Here is a 16,504-nt window from a genome sequence, read left to right as displayed (position 1 = left end):
TTGGAGGGATACATCATGTTAAGACACGCGAAAAAAGAAGATGGACCTGAGGTTTCAAGATTACTTTATGACGCAATACATGATATTGCGCACCAATTAACAGGACAAGAGACTGAAGCAGATGCCCTTGATGTTCTGGAAAAATTCTTCGTTCAAGAAGAGGGGCGTTTAAGTTATCATCAAATGTTGGTCAAAGAAGTCAATGGTGAGGTAGCTGGTGTTGTCGTATCATACGCTGGATCTGATGCAGCCATATTGGATAAACCGATTATTGATTACTTACGTAACTTGAAGAATGATCCGAATATTGTGCTAGACAAGGAAGCCGATGAGGATGAATATTATATAGATACCCTCTCTGTGTCTCCTGCATACGGAAGACGAGGTATTGGTACTGAACTTATGATAGCCGTGGAGAATGAAGCGACGAATCGAAATTTCACTCGAATTGCATTGGCAGTAGATATAGATAATGCTGGCGCATATGCTTTGTATCAGAGATCAGGATTTATCGTGGATAAAGAAATTCCGATAAATGGTCATATGTATTATCATATGGTGAAGACGATATCGCTCTAAAGCATATTTAGTATGAAAGATAAAATGATGATATGAGAGGGGCAAGAGAAGATGGATAAGATCATGAATCGCTCAGAAGTACTTGAAGAAACGACATGGAATTTGGATGATCTTTTTACAAGTGTAGAAGCTTGGGAGATGGAATTGAAATCCATCCGCGAGGATGTAAAGTCTATAACACAGTATAAAGGTCGTTTAAATGAAGGTTCAGATACGCTGTTAGCTTGTCTCAATGCCCAAGAGGAATTGCATAGAAGAGTCTCTCGAGCGGCTACATTTGCACATCTACGTCAGACTGAGGATGGAACAAATCCAGATCATCTCGTGAACTCGGCGAAATCGGGAGATATGGTCTCGAGTATCGCATCTCAGTTGTCTTTTATCAATTCAGAGATTATTTCATTACCTGATGGCACGGTAGAAGGGTATTTGGACGAGAATGCTGGATTATCAGATTACGGCAGAAGTATTCACCTATTGCTCAAGACGAAACCTCATCGTCTAAGTTCTGAAACCGAGAGTGTGCTTGCATCGATGAGCGAAGTATTCAACTCACCTTATCGTGTGTATCTGCGAGCGAAGTTATCTGATATGACATTTGAAAATGTAACGGATGAGGGCGGCAATTCCTTGCCAGTATCATTCCCGTTATATGAGAATAAATATGAGCAATCGACAGACACGACGCTTCGACGTTCGGCATTCGCGTCCTTTAGTCGCTCTCTACGTACATATCAGAATACTTTCGCTGAAGCCTATGCGACAGAAGTTAAGAAGCAGGTCGTACTTTCTCGTCTACGTGGATATGAGTCAGTAACCGAGATGCTTCTACAACCACAACAAGTAACTTCTAAAATGTATAATCAGGTCCTGGATACGATCCTAGAACAATTGGCGCCACATATGCGTCGCTTTGCTAATCTGAAGAAACGTGAACTAGGTCTTGAACATATGTACTTTGCTGATCTAAAGGCGCCACTTGATCCCGAATTCAGTCCAAGTACGACCTATTCAGAAGCATGCCAGTTGATCCAAGATGCCCTGGGTGTTCTCGGGCCTGAATATGGTGAGATTGTGAACTCAGCGTTCAATGAGAGATGGGTTGATTATGCGAATAATGTAGGTAAGTCGACGGGGGCATTTTGTTCTTCTGCCTATGGTGAACACTCCTACATCCTGATGACTTGGGCAGATAATATGCGAGGTGCATTCACATTAGCGCATGAAGTTGGGCATGCTGGACATCTGATGCTTGCAGCTAGGAGCCAGCGCTTAACGAATGCCCGTCCATCGACGTATTTTATTGAAGCGCCATCGACATTGAATGAACTTCTGCTTGCTGAACATTTAAAGGCTAATTCAAGTGATAATCGTATGAAGCGGTGGGTTATTCTACAACTTCTGAACACGTATTATCATAACTTTGTAACACATCTTCTTGAAGGTGAACTTCAGCGTCGTGTCTATCGTTTAGCGATGAATGATAAGCCAATTACAGCTAAAGTTCTTTCTGAGCTAAAAGGAGAGATACTCACGTCATTCTGGGGCGAGTCCGTTGAAATTGAAGAAGATGCTACACTGACGTGGATGCGCCAGCCACATTATTATATGGGTCTATATCCGTACACCTATGCAGCTGGATTAAGCGCCTCTACAGCAGTTGCACAGATTATCCGTGAAGAAGGACAGCCTGCGATTGATCGGTGGTTGGAGGTGCTCAAAGCCGGTGGAAGTATGACGCCACTGGAGCTTATGAAGCTAGCAGGTGTAGATATGTCAGAAGCGGATCCCATTATTTCTGCGGTCAACTATGTGGGTTCTTTGATCGACGAACTTGAATCTCTCTTTTAACGGCCAACCTTCCATTATTTGATCATAATAGCCTTCGCTTTAATTTGATAGGATAGACTAGCACTCTATTCTATTAAAAAGTGAGGATTTTCTATTGAAACAAAATGGCTTACATAAAGTTATCTTTAAGATTAGTACGCTAATGTTATTAATGATATCTATCCTAGTTACTTCTATTCCTTCAACCTTTGCAGCTAATGCAAGTAACAAACTTCCTTTCGACGATATTACGAATAGTTATGCTCAGAAGGAAATTGTTCGGCTAGCTGGTCTAAATATTCTTATTGGTACGGGGCCACGCACATTTTCCCCAAAGAAACCTGTGACTCGGGCTGAATTCATTACCATGATCGATAGATTATTAAAGTTGGAACCTGTAGATAACGCTATTTCTTCTTTTACAGATGTCGGGAAGAATGACTGGTATTATGGATGGATACAAGCGGGGTTGAACTTAGGTATTGTAGATGGGGTCCGCCCGGGGATATTCGAACCACAGATTCAGATCAGTCGTCAAGAAGTAGCAGCGCTGATTGTTAGAGCTACGAAGATGAAGGCAGGGTCTACATCTAGTAGTCTTCCATTCGTTGATTCAAACAAAATTGCTTCATGGGCTATTCCATATGTATATACCATTTACAAGAATTCAATTATGTCTGGGGAAGGGAATAAATTCCGTCCGAATGATGCAATGACGAGGGAAGAGACCGCAGTCGTACTATCTCGAATCCTCGATACACCTTTCGGAGTTAAAGTAAGTAAGGGTCAACAGACTTCTGTTATTCAAATGGGTTGGCAATATGATAGCACAACTACACAATTTATCAATCAAGTTAAATCTTCTAACATTAACACATTGGTGCCTAGGTGGTTCTACTTAGAAAATAACGGTGTGGTATCGGATAATTCCAACAAAGAGTTAATGACTTACGCATCACAACATAACAAGAAGATATGGGCAATGCTTGGGAATCGTTCGAATTCCGAACTGACACATACGATATTATCTAGTTCAATAACGAGGAATAAAGTGATTCAACAATTGACTAGATATGTTCAACAATATAAGTTGGCTGGCATTAATGTCGATTTTGAAGATGTGGATCCAGTGGATCGTGACAATCTAACAGCCTTTATCTCTACGTTATCCAATGAATTACACAAGATAGGTGCCGTGCTATCTATTGATGTATCTCCCGATTTAGGGACAGATTGGACGGATGGGTTCGATTATGAGAAGCTCGGGAAATCCGCAGATTATGTTGTCCTGATGAGTTATGATGAGCATTGGTCAACATCTCCGAAAGCTGGATCTGTGTCTTCACTTCCATGGGTAGAAAAAGCTTTGAACAAATTGATCCTTTCTGTACCTTCCAAAAAAGTGATTATGGCACTGCCGTTCTATACACGTGATTGGTCTGATACTCCAAAGGGTATCGTATCTGAAGAATTATCGTTATTACGACAGAATCAACGGATTAGTGCCATGAACGCAAAGCTCTCATGGAACGATACAACCGCTCAATATATAGCAACGTATTCAAAATTAGGGATCAAACATAGCATTTGGGCGGAAGATTCTCGCTCACTTTCTATTAAGGCTCATATGGCTGCAAACAAAGGTATTGCGGGATATGGGTATTGGTACATGGGAGCTGAAAGCCTTGATATCTGGGCTGCGATAAGGAATGTTGTCAAGTATTCAGCTTACTAAATGATTGAAACACCAACACGAGAGGAATCTACAATCTACAATGAAGAAATCATCATCACCTATTCCTATCATCATACCGCTTCTCATCGGAGTTATTGCGGTCTCTTTCTCTGCTATATTTGTGAAATGGTCTAGCGCACCTGCATCGATTCAAGGGATGTATAGACTTCTATTTGCAGTATTAATTATGCTTCCCTTCGGAATTCGACGAGTTTCTGAATTCCGTGCGGTTTCGTATAAGAATTGGATCCTCCTGGGAGTATCCGGGTTTTTCCTAGCGTTACATTTTTTGTTGTGGATGGGTTCATTAAAGTATACGACGGTGTCGAGTTCAACAATTATATTAGCACTTGAGCCCGTATTTATCTGGTGTGGAGCGTATTTTATATTTAAAGAAAGAATATCATCACTCGCGAAGGTGGGCATGCTGATTGCTGTTGCTGGAGCTGCCCTGATCGGGTGGGGAGATGTTGGTATTTCAAGTGCTAATCTATATGGGGATCTATTATCGTTCTTAGGTACCATGGCCGTTGCCGTTCATATGTTAATCGGACAGAAATTAATGTCACAAGTATCGGTATATGTATACAACATGTCTGTATTCTTCTCAGCAGTGGTCGTGTTTGCCCTCTATAATGTGATAATGGGGGTATCCTTTACGAATTATAATGACCGAGAGTGGGGGATATTCCTTCTATTAGCCATCGTTCCAACGGTGTTCGGACATATGTTATTTAATTGGTTACTTCAGTACATATCTGCGACGACTGTTTCGATGAGCATCCTTGGGGAGCCAATTGGTGCAAGCTTGCTTGCATTTATTTTGTTGAACGAGACCATGAGTTGGATACAAATCAGTGGGGGTCTAATGGCTATCGCGGGCATGATCCTGTTCATGCGAGTCACGAGTAGGAACAATAAACATGTGGTAACAAATTAGCGGACGAATGATTGAGTAATGCCATAATAGGACGATCAGTCAGTACTTTTTATGCATCTTTTAGTCCGTTCTTTTGTATGCTATACCGAGATGGTGTATAATTTTATTGTTTGGACTGAATTTTATTACACCTACTCGACAATAGTTTGGTTATAATAAGAAGACCATAATAGAATGAGGGATAAGAATATGATTACGATAAAGACGAAAGAACAAATCCAGAAGATGAAGCTAGCTGGTGAAATATTAGCGGCATGTCATCGTGAGATCAGTAAGATGATTGTTCCTGGGATAGCTACTTTGGAGATCGATAAATTTGCTGAGGAATTTATGATTAAGAACGGAGCTACACCGGAGCAAAAAGGTTATAATGGGTATCGATTTGCAACCTGTGCATCTGTGAATGATGTCATTTGTCATGGCTTCCCAACGCATACGAAGTTAAAAGAAGGCGATATAGTTACGATTGATATGGTCGTGAATCTAAACGGATGGTTGGCAGATTCAGCTTGGTCTTATGCAGTAGGTCAAGTATCTGAGAAATCACAGAAACTCTTAGATGTAACAAAGGAATCACTTTACAAAGGTATTGAGATGGCAGTGGTAGGCAACCGAATTGGAGATATTTCGCATGCTATTCAGGTTTATGCTGAAGCCGAAGGATTCTCTGTTGTTAAAGAATTCATCGGACATGGTATTGGTAAGGATATGCATGAAGAACCTCAAGTTCCTCATTATGGTCCACCAAATGTAGGTCCAAGATTGAAGGAAGGCATGGTTATTACGATTGAGCCGATGCTTAATACAGGCACGTATCGTAGTAAAATAGATTCTGATGGTTGGACGGCTAGAACGCTTGATGGCGGTTTGTCAGCACAATACGAACATACTTTAGCGATTACTGTGGATGGCCCAATTATTTTGACTGATCAGAACTTATAAGTTGAGTTAACCAAACAAGGAGGCAACATTAGTTGCCTCCTTGTTTCTGTTCGTTAGTCTATTCGTGCCCCATAAGACCGAGCGAATGATGAAGCCTGAATGAGATCCATTCTAACGCCTTTAATATCGAGTGATTTAAAGTCAATACCGTCGAGAATGGCACCTCGTAAATCAGCGCCCTGTAACCTTGCAGTACTCAATTGAACTCGAGTTAAATCTGCGTCTCTAAGATCTGCTTTTTCTAAATTCGCTTGATATAAATCGGCTTCCCTAAATCGGATTTTGCGTAAATCTTGCTTACCAAAGTTCACATGTCGCAGGTTAGTGTATGACCAATCACCTTCTATAATCGTGATACCATCCATTCGTGCTTCACCAAAGTCAGATCCGACCATCTTACAGTTATCAAATTTGGATACGAATAGATTACTACCTTTGAATCGGCAATTGGTAAAGGCAGAACCAATATGCTGTGAAGCATTAAGATTGGCATTTGAAAAATTACAATTGATAAATTGGCAGTTCATCGTTAATACTTCTTCTAAGGGTGTGCCGTTAAAAGTACATTCATGAAATGTACAATTTCTCAGTTCCCCATAACATAAATCAGAATTACTGAAATCAATATGATCGTATTGTTGATCGATATGGATTAACATCATATCATCTCCTAGTACATTTAATTATAATGAAATAATCAATGTTTGATAGGGTTTTCTAGTGGGATGAGATGTAAAGTTGAATATCTGGTGTTAGTTTGTTATGTTTATTTAATTGGATCAACGTAGACTATATCATCTGTGAAAGTGAGAAGTGAAAAATGAAATCAATTGCTTGGGTTACGGATAGTACATGTACTATTGACCCGGATTTTGCTAAAGAAAATCATATTTATATTGTACCCTTACGTCTTATATTTGGTAATGAAAGTTATAAAGAGACCATCGATATTACAAACGATGAAGTATACGAGAAGCTTAAAGTTTTTGAAAAAGCAGGTAGTTCACAGCCTCCAATCGGAGAATTTATAGAATTGTACGAGTCGTTAAAGGATAAATATGATGAAATTATAGCTATTCATTGTTCTTCTTCCCTTAGTGGTACTTTTCACAATTCGATTCAAGCGGCCGAAATTGCTGAAGCAACCGTGGTTGGAATTGATTCACAGGCGGGTGCGTTCCCATTTAGAGAAATGATTATGCACGGAATTACTTTGCAACACGAAGGTTTCTCCGCTCAAGAAATTAAAGATCGAATTCAACCAATGATTGATAATACGAAATTTTACCTGATTCCTGCGAATCTGCAACAGCTTCATCGTAGTGGTAGAGTATCTGGCACGCAATTATTCATTAGTAATTTGCTTAAAATACAGTTGATCATTCGCTTCGATGAAGGGAAGATTCTTGTTGATGAGAAGATTCGTACGGCGAAGAGAGCAAAACAGAGGCTTATCGAACATTTGAAAATGGATATTGAAAAAATAAAAAAGGTATGCATTATGCATGCTAACAATATGACATTAGCGCAAGAGATCAAGCAAGAAATTACAGATGAGCATCCACTTGTAAAAATAGAGATTATGACGTTCATCCCTGTCGTTGGTATTCTTGCTGGCGAAGGTACCATCGGATTATCGTGGATAAATAATTATTAATTCATACATTTCATAAAGAAATATAGAAACTGGAGGCAGTTGCCTCTGGTTTTTTTGCATAGAAATTTAATGGTTATCAACAATAAATGCTACACAAAATAGTTATGCGTACGGATTCGACAAAAAAAGTTGTTTTGTGAGAAAAAATAATATATAATAAAAAAGTAAGTAAATAACTTTAAGGGAGTTGCTTGATTTATGTCTAAGGAATTTTTTGAAGCAATTAAGAATAGACGTTCCGTTTATGTTATAAGTAAGGAACCCGTTGTATCCGATGAAAGAATTCAGGAAATCGTTAACGAAGCAGTAAAACATACACCATCTTCTTTTAACTCACAGAGCGCTAGAGTGGTTGTTCTTCTTGGAGAACAACATGATAAACTTTGGAATATCACAGAGAACACACTTAAAACTGTAGTTCCAGCAGAATCATTTGCTCCTACAGCTGAGAAAATGACGTTGTTCCGTAACGGTTACGGCACCGTGTTATTCTTTGAAGATCAAGCTGTGGTTGAAGGACTTCAAGAATCATTTGCACTTTATGCAGATAATTTCCCTATCTGGTCTAATCAGTCTTCAGGTATGCACCAATTGGTTGTATGGACAGCATTAGAAATCGAAGGTTTCGGTGCATCTTTGCAGCATTACAACCCACTTATTGATGATGAAGTGAAACAAACATGGAACATTCCAGCATCATGGAAACTTCTAGCTCAAATGCCATTTGGTAAAACAGTCGTTCCAGCTGGTGAGAAGGAATTCCAACCACTTGAAGACCGCGTTTTAGTGTTTAATTAATATAAATCCATAACATAAAGAAGCCGAACCTTTTTCTTATAAAAGTATTGCCAATCCTTGTCTAACAGGGGTTGACAGTCCTTTTTATAGAAGGAGGGAAGGCTTTTTTATATTATTATTTGAGAATGTTATATGATGTAGACTATAATATACAGAACATACTTAAATGTAGTGATCGATTTACAGACGGAGGAGTAGAAGATAATGCAACCCATAGATCAGGCAAGCGTTCAATTGGTCATTGATCAATTGAAAGACCAAGAACTTTATATTCATCTTGAGATGACGACGGGAGCATATGCTTCCCACAACGATGATTCAAAATTAACCGCGTCCACTTTTATACGTAATGGTATTATTCGATATACTTTAGGTTCGATTGAAGGTAGCGGTCCCTTTCGTGTCGGACTCAAGATTAATGAAGGATGGGTATATTCTCAGGGGTTGACGCACTGGGATGAAAGCGATAGCGAACGTCTTATCCTTGCGGGTCATGATAATGAAGGTAAACTTGTCGTATCGTTACAATTAAGTAAAGAACCATTTTAATTAGGGAGAAGAGGAACTCATATGGAACGTCAGATATTAGTAGTACTTCCACATCCAGATGATGAATGCTTCGGTCTCTCAGGAACGTTAGCCAAGCGCATCAGTGAAGGAACACAAGTTACCTACGCCTGCTTAACTTTAGGGGAGATGGCTCGTAATATGGGTAATCCCGTGTTTGCCAATCGGGTAACTCTTCCTCAGATTCGTAAGTTGGAACTGATGGAATCTTGTAAGTCTATTGGGATAACCGATGTAAGAATGATGGGTTATCACGATAAGACTATTGAATTTGAAGATCATGAAGCTATGAGTAAGAGACTTGGGGAACTTATTACGGAACTTAATCCATCATTAGTGATTACCTTTCACCCACTCTATAGTGTACATCCAGATCATGATGCTACAGGTGCTGCTGTTATTCGTACGCTAGCCAAGATGCCTAAGGAACAAAGACCAACGCTCCACTGTATGGCATTCACGAAAGACTGTGAGCAAATGTTAGGTCTTCCAGATGTGAAAGTCGATGTTACGGCTTTCCTCAAACATAAGATTGGATCGATACAAGCTCACCGTTCCCAGTGGCAGTTACCAGTAGACAGTAACATGGTCGAGAGTGATGCAATGAAGGAAAGGTTCGGAACAGAACGATTCTGGACATATTCATTTGAATAGTAAATAGGTTAAACGTTGGGGCCCCTGATATTCGTTCAGGGGCCCCTTACATTAATGATCAGGAAGTATGATAAACGGGAAGTAGGTATGAAACAAGGTTGGATTACTGTTAATCACAATTAAAGTTTTGTACAATATATAGATGTCGGCAACTATTTCTTAAGAAATGAGTGATGAATCGGACATGAAATTAAATGTCATGATGGTCTGGTTGTGTGTGATCCTTGTTCTTGGAGGGTGTAGTACGAGTGGTAATACGGGTGAGAATTCAGGTACGAACTCTACGACCAATGAAGGTGTGAATACTCCTCCTCAGTCTAATGTTGATGGCACAACATCGGAAGATCTCAAACCAACAGAACCAACAGAACCAGAAGATGCTGCTAAAGAACTCTTGAAGGGTATGACGACAGCGGAAAAGATAGGTCAATTGGTTGTTGTTGGCATGGAAGGTACGATTATCGATGAGGATAGTCGAAAATTCATTGAAGACTTCCATGTCGGTGGGTTTATTTTTTATAAAGATAATATTGAGAATACGCAGCAAGCGTTAAGCTTAATTAACGACCTTAAGAAAAGTAACGTTGCCAATAAAGTCCCGCTCTGGATGAGTGTGGATGAAGAGGGTGGCCGTGTGACACGGATGCCAAAGGAATTCCTTAAGTTACCTACAAATAAAGCCATTGGGAAGAAAAATGACACGAAAATATCCAATGAAGTCGGACAGATTCTAGGTCGTGAGTTACAAGGATTCGGTTTAAATATGGACTTCGCTCCTGTTCTTGATATTAATAGTAACCCCAATAACCCGGTTATTGGAGATCGTTCCTTCGGAAATCAGGCGAAGTTGGTAAGTTCACTTGGCATTGCGACCATGAAGGGGTTAGAATCTCAAGGCGTTGTGCCAGTCATTAAGCATTTCCCAGGTCACGGAGATACGTCAGTTGATTCACACATCGGTCTACCTGTGGTTGAGAATGACCTAGAACGGTTACACAAGCTTGAATTGGTTCCTTTCCAAGATGCGATTAAACAACAAGCAGAAGTGGTGATGATCGCACATCTTCTGATGCCTAAGGTTGACCCAGATGTCCCTGCTTCTTTGTCGAAGAAAATAATTACGGATCTGTTACGTGATGAACTTGGGTTCAATGGCATTGTCATGACTGATGATATGACCATGGGTGCTATCGCGGAAAATTATGATTTACAGAAAGCTTCCGTTCAAACGGTACTCGCGGGTACTAATATTGTATTGATCGGTCATGATGCGAAGAAGGGGCAATCGGTTATTCAAGCTTTGACAGATGCCGTGAATCATGGGAAAATCTCAGAAGATGTGTTAAATAATCGGGTCTATACGATATTGAAGGTGAAAGAGAAATATAAATTAACCAACGATCCGGCTAAAGGACCAGATGTACAATCGCTGAATTCGGACATACAACAGATCCTGAACAAGGTGGGTAATGGTAAGAAATAAACGGTACATACAACTAAGGGAGGCATTATAAATGGTAGATAATAATGATGTGTTTGTATTTGTAGGTTCATACGCTGAATCAGAAGATAGCGGTGTATATGTGTATTCATTGGATGAAGCAACAGGGCAATTAACAAGAGTAGACGAGGTTGCTGGACTTAAGAATCCGACGTTTTTAAATGTAGATTTGGATCAACATAAATTATATGCCATCTCAGAGACATTGTCCGCAGAGGGTGCTAAGATCGGTGAAATCGTTGCGTTTACGGTAGATCCTACCACAGGAACGTTGAAATTGATCAACCGAAAGAATAGTGTACAAGCGACTACATGCCATATTCAACGGGATTCAGAAGGCAAGTTCCTTACGGTGACTAGTTATCACGGAGGGATGATCGGGTTGATCTCTCTTGAACAAGACGGTAACTTGGGAGAACTATTGGATGTTAAGCAACATGAAGGACACAGTGTACATCCTAATCAAGATCGCCCGCACCCACATTCCTCTTTTTACAGTCCAGATGGCAATTACTTGTTCGTACAAGACCTTGGATTAGATATCATTCAAGCCTATAGTATCGATTCGGATAAGCAACAGTTGATCAAGAAAGGAACAACACATCTCCATCCAGGAGCGGGACCAAGACATCTAACATTCCACCCACATGGAACCTATGCTTTTGTCATTAATGAACTTGACTCGACAATCACGTCATTTACGTATGATGCTGAGCATGGTGAATTGAAGGAGCAGGAGACAGTGCCTACACTCCCAGAGGGTTTCACAGGGGAGAATGGTTGTGCGGAGATTACGATTTCTCAAGATGGGAAATATGTGTATGGCTCTAATCGAGGACATGATAGCATTGTTATTTATGCATTTGATGAAGCGACAGGTAAATTAAACCTTGTGGAACATGTATCTTGCGAAGGTGGACATCCACGGCATTTCGCGATAACCCCAAATGGAGATTATCTCATTGTAGCCAATCGAGATACGAACAATCTTGTAACATTCCGCGTGGATCAAGAATCAGGAAGATTGCAATATACAGGAATAAGTGAAACCGTGTCTAAACCTGTATGTGTACTTCCTTATTATTTGTAAATCCTAATAAATAAAGTACGTGTAAAGTTTGATGAAGCACCTATTCGATTCAGCAAAATGCTGAGGGATAGGTGCTTTTGTTATTTTTTTCATTATTTTCGTATGATTTGGAGAGTTATGGTAACACTACGGGTACGAATGACATGACTCGGTCTTGTCAACTCTTAAGATTGTAGCTGATGGGATGATGTTTATGTGGCAAACGATTGTTTCTTATATTCCGGATTGGATAGTTTTTGTTCAAGCTCTAGTGCTCTTGATCGTTCCTATAATTATTTACTTTACATCCAAATGGCTTCAGTCTGCTTTGGGTTCTCTAACATCAGAGGGTACTACAACAGAGAATAAATCTGAAGAGAATACACCTGAGGATGGTAAGGCTGAGGCAGAGGATAATGCCCCGTTTACAGGTGAGTATGTAACAGACTTAGCATCCATTAAGAATAGGATAGCTAAAAATTGTGATGTTCATTTTAGAGAGTTTACGATGGCTAATGGTAAAAAGGCAGCTATTATATATGTCGAAGGACTTTATGATAAGGAGCTTATAGAGGTTCAAGTGATGAAGTCTTTGATGTTCGATGATGTTGAAGAGACGGAGAAGCCATCTGATGAGACGAAGATTACAAAAACATATCTTATGAATAAAATGCTTCCTATTAGTGAAATAAGGGAGGCACTTAATCTACAGCAGGTAGTTTCGGATATACTGGTGGGATCCACAGCAATGCTGATTGATGGAATAGTAGAAGTATTACTTCTAGGTTCAGCAACGGGGAAAACACGAAGTATAGAGGAGCCTTTATCAGAAGGGCTATTGAGAGGTCCACGTATAGGATTCACTGAAATATTGAGCGATAATACCGCAATACTAAGGCGTCATGGTAAGAATGAAAGTTTGGAACTGATTAAATTCCAAGTAGGGACAAGGGCTAAAAAAGATCTTGTCGTTGCTTATATGAACGATATCGTTAATTCCGAATTACTGGAGGAAGTTAAACGCCGGATTGAATCCATAAATATGGATTATTTACCTGAGTCAGGATATGTAGAACAATTGATTGAGGATAATAGTTTAAGTCCGTTTCAACAAGCTCAAAACACTGAGCGACCTGATCGAGTTATTAACTCATTATTGGAAGGACGAGTTGCAATTCTATTGGATGGGAGTCCGTTTGCACTGATTGTGCCGGTAACCTTTAGCATGTTGTTACAATCACCCGAGGACTATTATGAAAGATGGATACCAGGTACGCTCCTGCGGATGTTACGATTTCTAGCTACATTTTTTGCTTTATTCGCCCCTGCATTGTATATATCGTTTATTTCTTATCATCCTGGGCTTATTCCTACGAAGTTGGTTATGTCTATTATTGAGGCGAGACAAGGCGTACCCTTTCCATCACTTATAGAGGCATTAATTATGGAGACATCCATTGAAATATTAAGAGAAGCAGGAGTCCGATTACCCAAACCTATAGGTCCTGCTATGGGTATTGTTGGTGGTCTAATTATTGGTGATGCAGCTGTGAATGCGGGTCTAGTTAGTCCCTTTCTAGTTATTGTTGTAGCCGTAACTGCTATTTCTTCATTTGCGATTCCGTCGTATAGTGCAGGCATAACGCTACGATTATTACGTTTTCTGGCCATGTTCTGCGCCGCTGTTTTAGGTGCTTATGGAACAGTTTTGTTTTTTCTATTATTATTCAGCCATTTAGTGAAGCTGAAGAGTTTTGGAGTGCCGTACATTAGTCCAATATCTCCATATAGGTTAGATGATTGGAAAGACTTTATATTTCGTTTGCCCTTTAAGGTGATGAAACGTCGACCGCTCTTGATGAAGACTAAGGATTCTGACCGTAAAAAATAAATGAGAGCGCAAAGGAGGAGGATGCTGTGTTTACCCGGACGGATGATAAGATAACAACGGCTCAAACGGTCGTAATTATTAGTTGCTATATGCTTGGATCTGGGGTTCTTACACTTCCAAGAACTTTAACCGAGAGAGTGAAAACGGCAGATGGTTGGATATCATTAATTGTAGGCGGGTTGATAGTTCTGCTCGCAGGAATATGTATCGTGAAACTGTGTCAGCAATATCCTGGTAAAACCATTTATCAATTCGTACAAGAAATTGTAGGAAGCTGGATCGGTAGCTGTTTGAGCACGCTGATGATCCTTTATTTTGTTGCTATTTCTGCGTTTCAGATTAGAGTGATGGCTGAAGTAACTAAGCTTTATTTGCTTGAAGGTACACCTATGTGGGTTATTGTTATGTCTTTCATGTGGATTGGATTATATCTAATTACGAGTGGGATCAATTCAATGGCGCGATTGTTTGAGATTATACTACCGATTACGATCGTTGTTTTATTAATTTGTATGTTTTTGAGTAGTGAAATTTTTGAAATTGATAATATACGTCCTGTGCTAGGAGAGGGAATCTTACCTGTCCTTAGGGGGTTGAGATCAACAGTATTTGTTTTTATAGGCTATGAGATTATGTTCATTCTTCCGGCGTTTATGCAACATCCCAAAAAAGGCGTAAAAGCAATGATTATAGGTACTTCAATACCTCTAGTTATGTACATGATCACTTATATTATGGTTGTGGGTGCATTGTCTGTTGATGGAGTCGTAAGAAGTACTTGGCCAACGCTTGATCTCATGCGAAGTTTTGAAATTACGGGTCTCCTTTTTGAAAGATTTGAGTTCTTTTTGCTTGTTATCTGGATCATGCAAATATTCTCGACATTTACAATTACTTTTTATGCGGCATCGATGGGTCTGGCTCAATTATCGAAAAGAAATATTCAACCTATCATGTACGGCTTGATTCCGATCATATTCATCGTTGCACTGCTACCCAAAAATATGAATGAAGTGTTTGATTTTGGTGATTTCATTGGAAGTGTATCTATTTATTTGTTTGGGTTATTGCCAGTAGTCCTTCTCCTAATTACAAAAATCTTCAAAAAAGGAGCTTTGAAGGAAGATGGATAGCATGAAACGCTATTTCGTATTTGCCCTTTCCATCCTATTAGTACTCTGTCTAACTGGATGCTGGGGTAATAAGGAGATTGAAGATCTGAGTGTTAACGTAGGGCTAGCACTTGATGTTGGCGAGGAATCAGAATTAGAACAAGAATTGGCTAAAGAAGGCGATAGTTATCCTAAAAAGAACCTCATAACAGCAACGCTCCAAACTGTACCCGTTCTTGCCTCGAAAAATGAACAACAATCAAGCACTTCAAAATCCTCCGCGATGTATTTGAATACAGAGGAAACAGGTGATTCGGTCTTTCAATTGTATCGTCAGTATTCTCTTAGGCGGTACCGCCCCATTATCGGGCATCATTTGAAAGTTATTGTCATCTCTTCTGAGCTTTCACGCAAAATGGATTTAGAAAAGCTATTAAAATTTATTTTACGAGATAACGATATCAGACCTAGTTGCCTTGTATTAATAAGTAAAGGAAAAGCTAGCGAAGCTCTAGTCTCAAGTCAAACCGGAGACATTCCCTCGTTCCATCTCAGAAGTATGGTAGAGAATCAATTTAGAAACAATAAAATATTGGCACCTATGATTCTTACTAAATTAGATGGAATCATGAACTCAGGATCAAGTTTTGTTCTGCAAAATTTGGTTTCTGCCAAAGGTGAAGTTGAATTTGCTGGGGCTGGGGTTATTAAAGGTGAAACGAATAAATGGATCGGAACTTTAAATGAGCACGAGGTCGAAGGACTGACTTGGATTAAGGGAGAAATAGAAGGTGGGTTAATCAAAACGTATGATAAGTCGGGCGAAGTTCTTGCTTATGAAATCAAATCTGCAAAAACCAAAATTAAAACAAAGGTACACGGAAACGATATTTCTTTTCATGTAAGTATAGAATCAGATGGCCGGTTAATTGAGAATTGGGATACGTCACAAGTTCCTACGGACGACAAATTTTTGAAAGAAGCAGAGGGGTATTTCGAGGAAGAATTGAAAGAGATGTTACATAAAACTATTCATAAGATGCAAGATGTTTATCATGTGGATGTGGCGGGCTTCGGTAATAAGCTTCGAATACAACACCCTAAGGTTTGGAAAACAGTTAAAAAAGATTGGGACGAGACGTTTAGTCAGTCTGATATTACGTACGATGTTAAGTTGACTATTACAGATTACGGTTCCTCGTCGAAGTGAGATACTGAACAAGGGATAA

Annotated in this window: 15 protein-coding genes; 14 read left to right on the top strand and 1 reads right to left on the bottom strand. The window is 39.7% G+C overall.

Annotated elements, in window-relative coordinates; all coding sequences use genetic code 11:
* Window positions 1–15: 15 nt before the first annotated feature.
* The 5 genes from BW961_RS12725 (at window position 16) to map (ending at window position 6,026) form a co-directional block, all read left to right on the top strand.
* Window positions 16–579 (top strand): GNAT family N-acetyltransferase, encoded by a 564-nt coding sequence (locus tag BW961_RS12725; protein ID WP_068580148.1) that lies wholly within the window; start codon window positions 16–18, stop codon window positions 577–579.
* A 51-nt stretch (window positions 580–630) separates the two neighbouring features.
* The gene (pepF, locus tag BW961_RS12720) at window positions 631–2,430 is read left to right on the top strand and encodes an oligoendopeptidase F (RefSeq protein WP_068580146.1); all 1,800 of its coding nucleotides are present in this window, start codon (window positions 631–633) and stop codon (window positions 2,428–2,430) included.
* Window positions 2,431–2,524: 94 nt separating this feature from the next.
* Window positions 2,525–4,144, top strand: coding sequence for an S-layer homology domain-containing protein (locus BW961_RS12715; RefSeq protein WP_244555946.1), 1,620 nt, complete (start codon window positions 2,525–2,527; stop codon window positions 4,142–4,144).
* A 40-nt stretch (window positions 4,145–4,184) separates the two neighbouring features.
* Window positions 4,185–5,084, top strand: a complete 900-nt coding sequence (locus tag BW961_RS12710; protein ID WP_068580145.1) for a DMT family transporter — start codon at window positions 4,185–4,187, stop codon at window positions 5,082–5,084.
* 189 nt (window positions 5,085–5,273) lie between these two features.
* Window positions 5,274–6,026, top strand: coding sequence for a type I methionyl aminopeptidase (map, locus tag BW961_RS12705; RefSeq protein WP_068580143.1), 753 nt, complete (start codon window positions 5,274–5,276; stop codon window positions 6,024–6,026).
* Window positions 6,027–6,079: 53 nt separating this feature from the next.
* Here the strand turns inward: map and BW961_RS12700 are convergent, their stop codons facing one another.
* The gene (locus BW961_RS12700) at window positions 6,080–6,685 is read right to left on the bottom strand and encodes a pentapeptide repeat-containing protein (RefSeq protein WP_068580141.1); all 606 of its coding nucleotides are present in this window, start codon (window positions 6,683–6,685) and stop codon (window positions 6,080–6,082) included.
* A gap of 161 nt (window positions 6,686–6,846) precedes the next feature.
* Here BW961_RS12700 and BW961_RS12695 point away from each other — a divergent pair, with 161 nt between their 5' ends.
* The 9 genes from BW961_RS12695 (at window position 6,847) to BW961_RS12655 (ending at window position 16,485) form a co-directional block, all read left to right on the top strand.
* Window positions 6,847–7,683, top strand: coding sequence for a DegV family protein (locus BW961_RS12695; RefSeq protein ID WP_068580134.1), 837 nt, complete (start codon window positions 6,847–6,849; stop codon window positions 7,681–7,683).
* Between the two features lie 198 nt (window positions 7,684–7,881).
* Window positions 7,882–8,481, top strand: coding sequence for a nitroreductase family protein (locus BW961_RS12690; protein WP_068580132.1), 600 nt, complete (start codon window positions 7,882–7,884; stop codon window positions 8,479–8,481).
* 204 nt (window positions 8,482–8,685) lie between these two features.
* Window positions 8,686–9,030, top strand: a complete 345-nt coding sequence (locus BW961_RS12685) for a YojF family protein (protein WP_068580130.1) — start codon at window positions 8,686–8,688, stop codon at window positions 9,028–9,030.
* A gap of 21 nt (window positions 9,031–9,051) precedes the next feature.
* Complete coding sequence (gene bshB2 / locus BW961_RS12680) at window positions 9,052–9,702, top strand: bacillithiol biosynthesis deacetylase BshB2 (protein ID WP_068580128.1); 651 nt, start codon at window positions 9,052–9,054, stop codon at window positions 9,700–9,702.
* Window positions 9,703–9,886: 184 nt separating this feature from the next.
* Window positions 9,887–11,185, top strand: a complete 1,299-nt coding sequence (nagZ, locus tag BW961_RS12675; RefSeq protein WP_082867316.1) for a beta-N-acetylhexosaminidase — start codon at window positions 9,887–9,889, stop codon at window positions 11,183–11,185.
* A gap of 31 nt (window positions 11,186–11,216) precedes the next feature.
* Window positions 11,217–12,293 carry a lactonase family protein gene (locus tag BW961_RS12670; protein ID WP_068580124.1) on the top strand — a complete coding sequence of 359 codons (1,077 nt, stop codon included), beginning with the start codon at window positions 11,217–11,219 and terminating at the stop codon, window positions 12,291–12,293.
* 193 nt (window positions 12,294–12,486) lie between these two features.
* Window positions 12,487–14,163: a spore germination protein gene (locus BW961_RS12665; RefSeq protein WP_068580122.1), complete on the top strand. Its 1,677-nt coding sequence runs from the start codon at window positions 12,487–12,489 to the stop codon at window positions 14,161–14,163.
* Between the two features lie 26 nt (window positions 14,164–14,189).
* Complete coding sequence (locus BW961_RS12660) at window positions 14,190–15,296, top strand: spore germination protein (RefSeq protein ID WP_068580120.1); 1,107 nt, start codon at window positions 14,190–14,192, stop codon at window positions 15,294–15,296.
* Window positions 15,289–16,485 carry a Ger(x)C family spore germination protein gene (locus tag BW961_RS12655; RefSeq protein ID WP_244555945.1) on the top strand — a complete coding sequence of 399 codons (1,197 nt, stop codon included), beginning with the start codon at window positions 15,289–15,291 and terminating at the stop codon, window positions 16,483–16,485. Before BW961_RS12660 ends, BW961_RS12655 begins: the two co-directional genes overlap by 8 nt.
* The last annotated feature ends 19 nt before the right edge of the window (window positions 16,486–16,504 follow it).

The sequence above is a fragment of the Paenibacillus macquariensis genome (assembly GCF_900156375.1).
GTDB classification, from domain to species: Bacteria; Bacillota; Bacilli; order Paenibacillales; family Paenibacillaceae; genus Paenibacillus_AQ; species Paenibacillus_AQ macquariensis.
This window is presented reverse-complemented; position numbering and strand designations above follow the sequence as displayed.

What these genes read in the sequence shown, in the direction of transcription:
- BW961_RS12725 (WP_068580148.1), top strand. Translation starts at nt 16, where the DNA reads ATGTTAAGACACGCGAAAAAAGAAGATGGACCTGAGGTTTCAAGATTA.
- pepF (WP_068580146.1), top strand. Translation starts at nt 631, where the DNA reads ATGGATAAGATCATGAATCGCTCAGAAGTACTTGAAGAAACGACATGG.
- BW961_RS12710 (WP_068580145.1), top strand. Translation starts at nt 4,185, where the DNA reads ATGAAGAAATCATCATCACCTATTCCTATCATCATACCGCTTCTCATC.
- map (WP_068580143.1), top strand. Translation starts at nt 5,274, where the DNA reads ATGATTACGATAAAGACGAAAGAACAAATCCAGAAGATGAAGCTAGCT.
- BW961_RS12700 (WP_068580141.1), bottom strand. Translation starts at nt 6,685, where the DNA reads ATGTTAATCCATATCGATCAACAATACGATCATATTGATTTCAGTAAT.
- BW961_RS12695 (WP_068580134.1), top strand. Translation starts at nt 6,847, where the DNA reads ATGAAATCAATTGCTTGGGTTACGGATAGTACATGTACTATTGACCCG.
- BW961_RS12690 (WP_068580132.1), top strand. Translation starts at nt 7,882, where the DNA reads ATGTCTAAGGAATTTTTTGAAGCAATTAAGAATAGACGTTCCGTTTAT.
- BW961_RS12685 (WP_068580130.1), top strand. Translation starts at nt 8,686, where the DNA reads ATGCAACCCATAGATCAGGCAAGCGTTCAATTGGTCATTGATCAATTG.
- bshB2 (WP_068580128.1), top strand. Translation starts at nt 9,052, where the DNA reads ATGGAACGTCAGATATTAGTAGTACTTCCACATCCAGATGATGAATGC.
- nagZ (WP_082867316.1), top strand. Translation starts at nt 9,887, where the DNA reads ATGAAATTAAATGTCATGATGGTCTGGTTGTGTGTGATCCTTGTTCTT.
- BW961_RS12670 (WP_068580124.1), top strand. Translation starts at nt 11,217, where the DNA reads ATGGTAGATAATAATGATGTGTTTGTATTTGTAGGTTCATACGCTGAA.
- BW961_RS12665 (WP_068580122.1), top strand. Translation starts at nt 12,487, where the DNA reads ATGTGGCAAACGATTGTTTCTTATATTCCGGATTGGATAGTTTTTGTT.
- BW961_RS12655 (WP_244555945.1), top strand. Translation starts at nt 15,289, where the DNA reads ATGGATAGCATGAAACGCTATTTCGTATTTGCCCTTTCCATCCTATTA.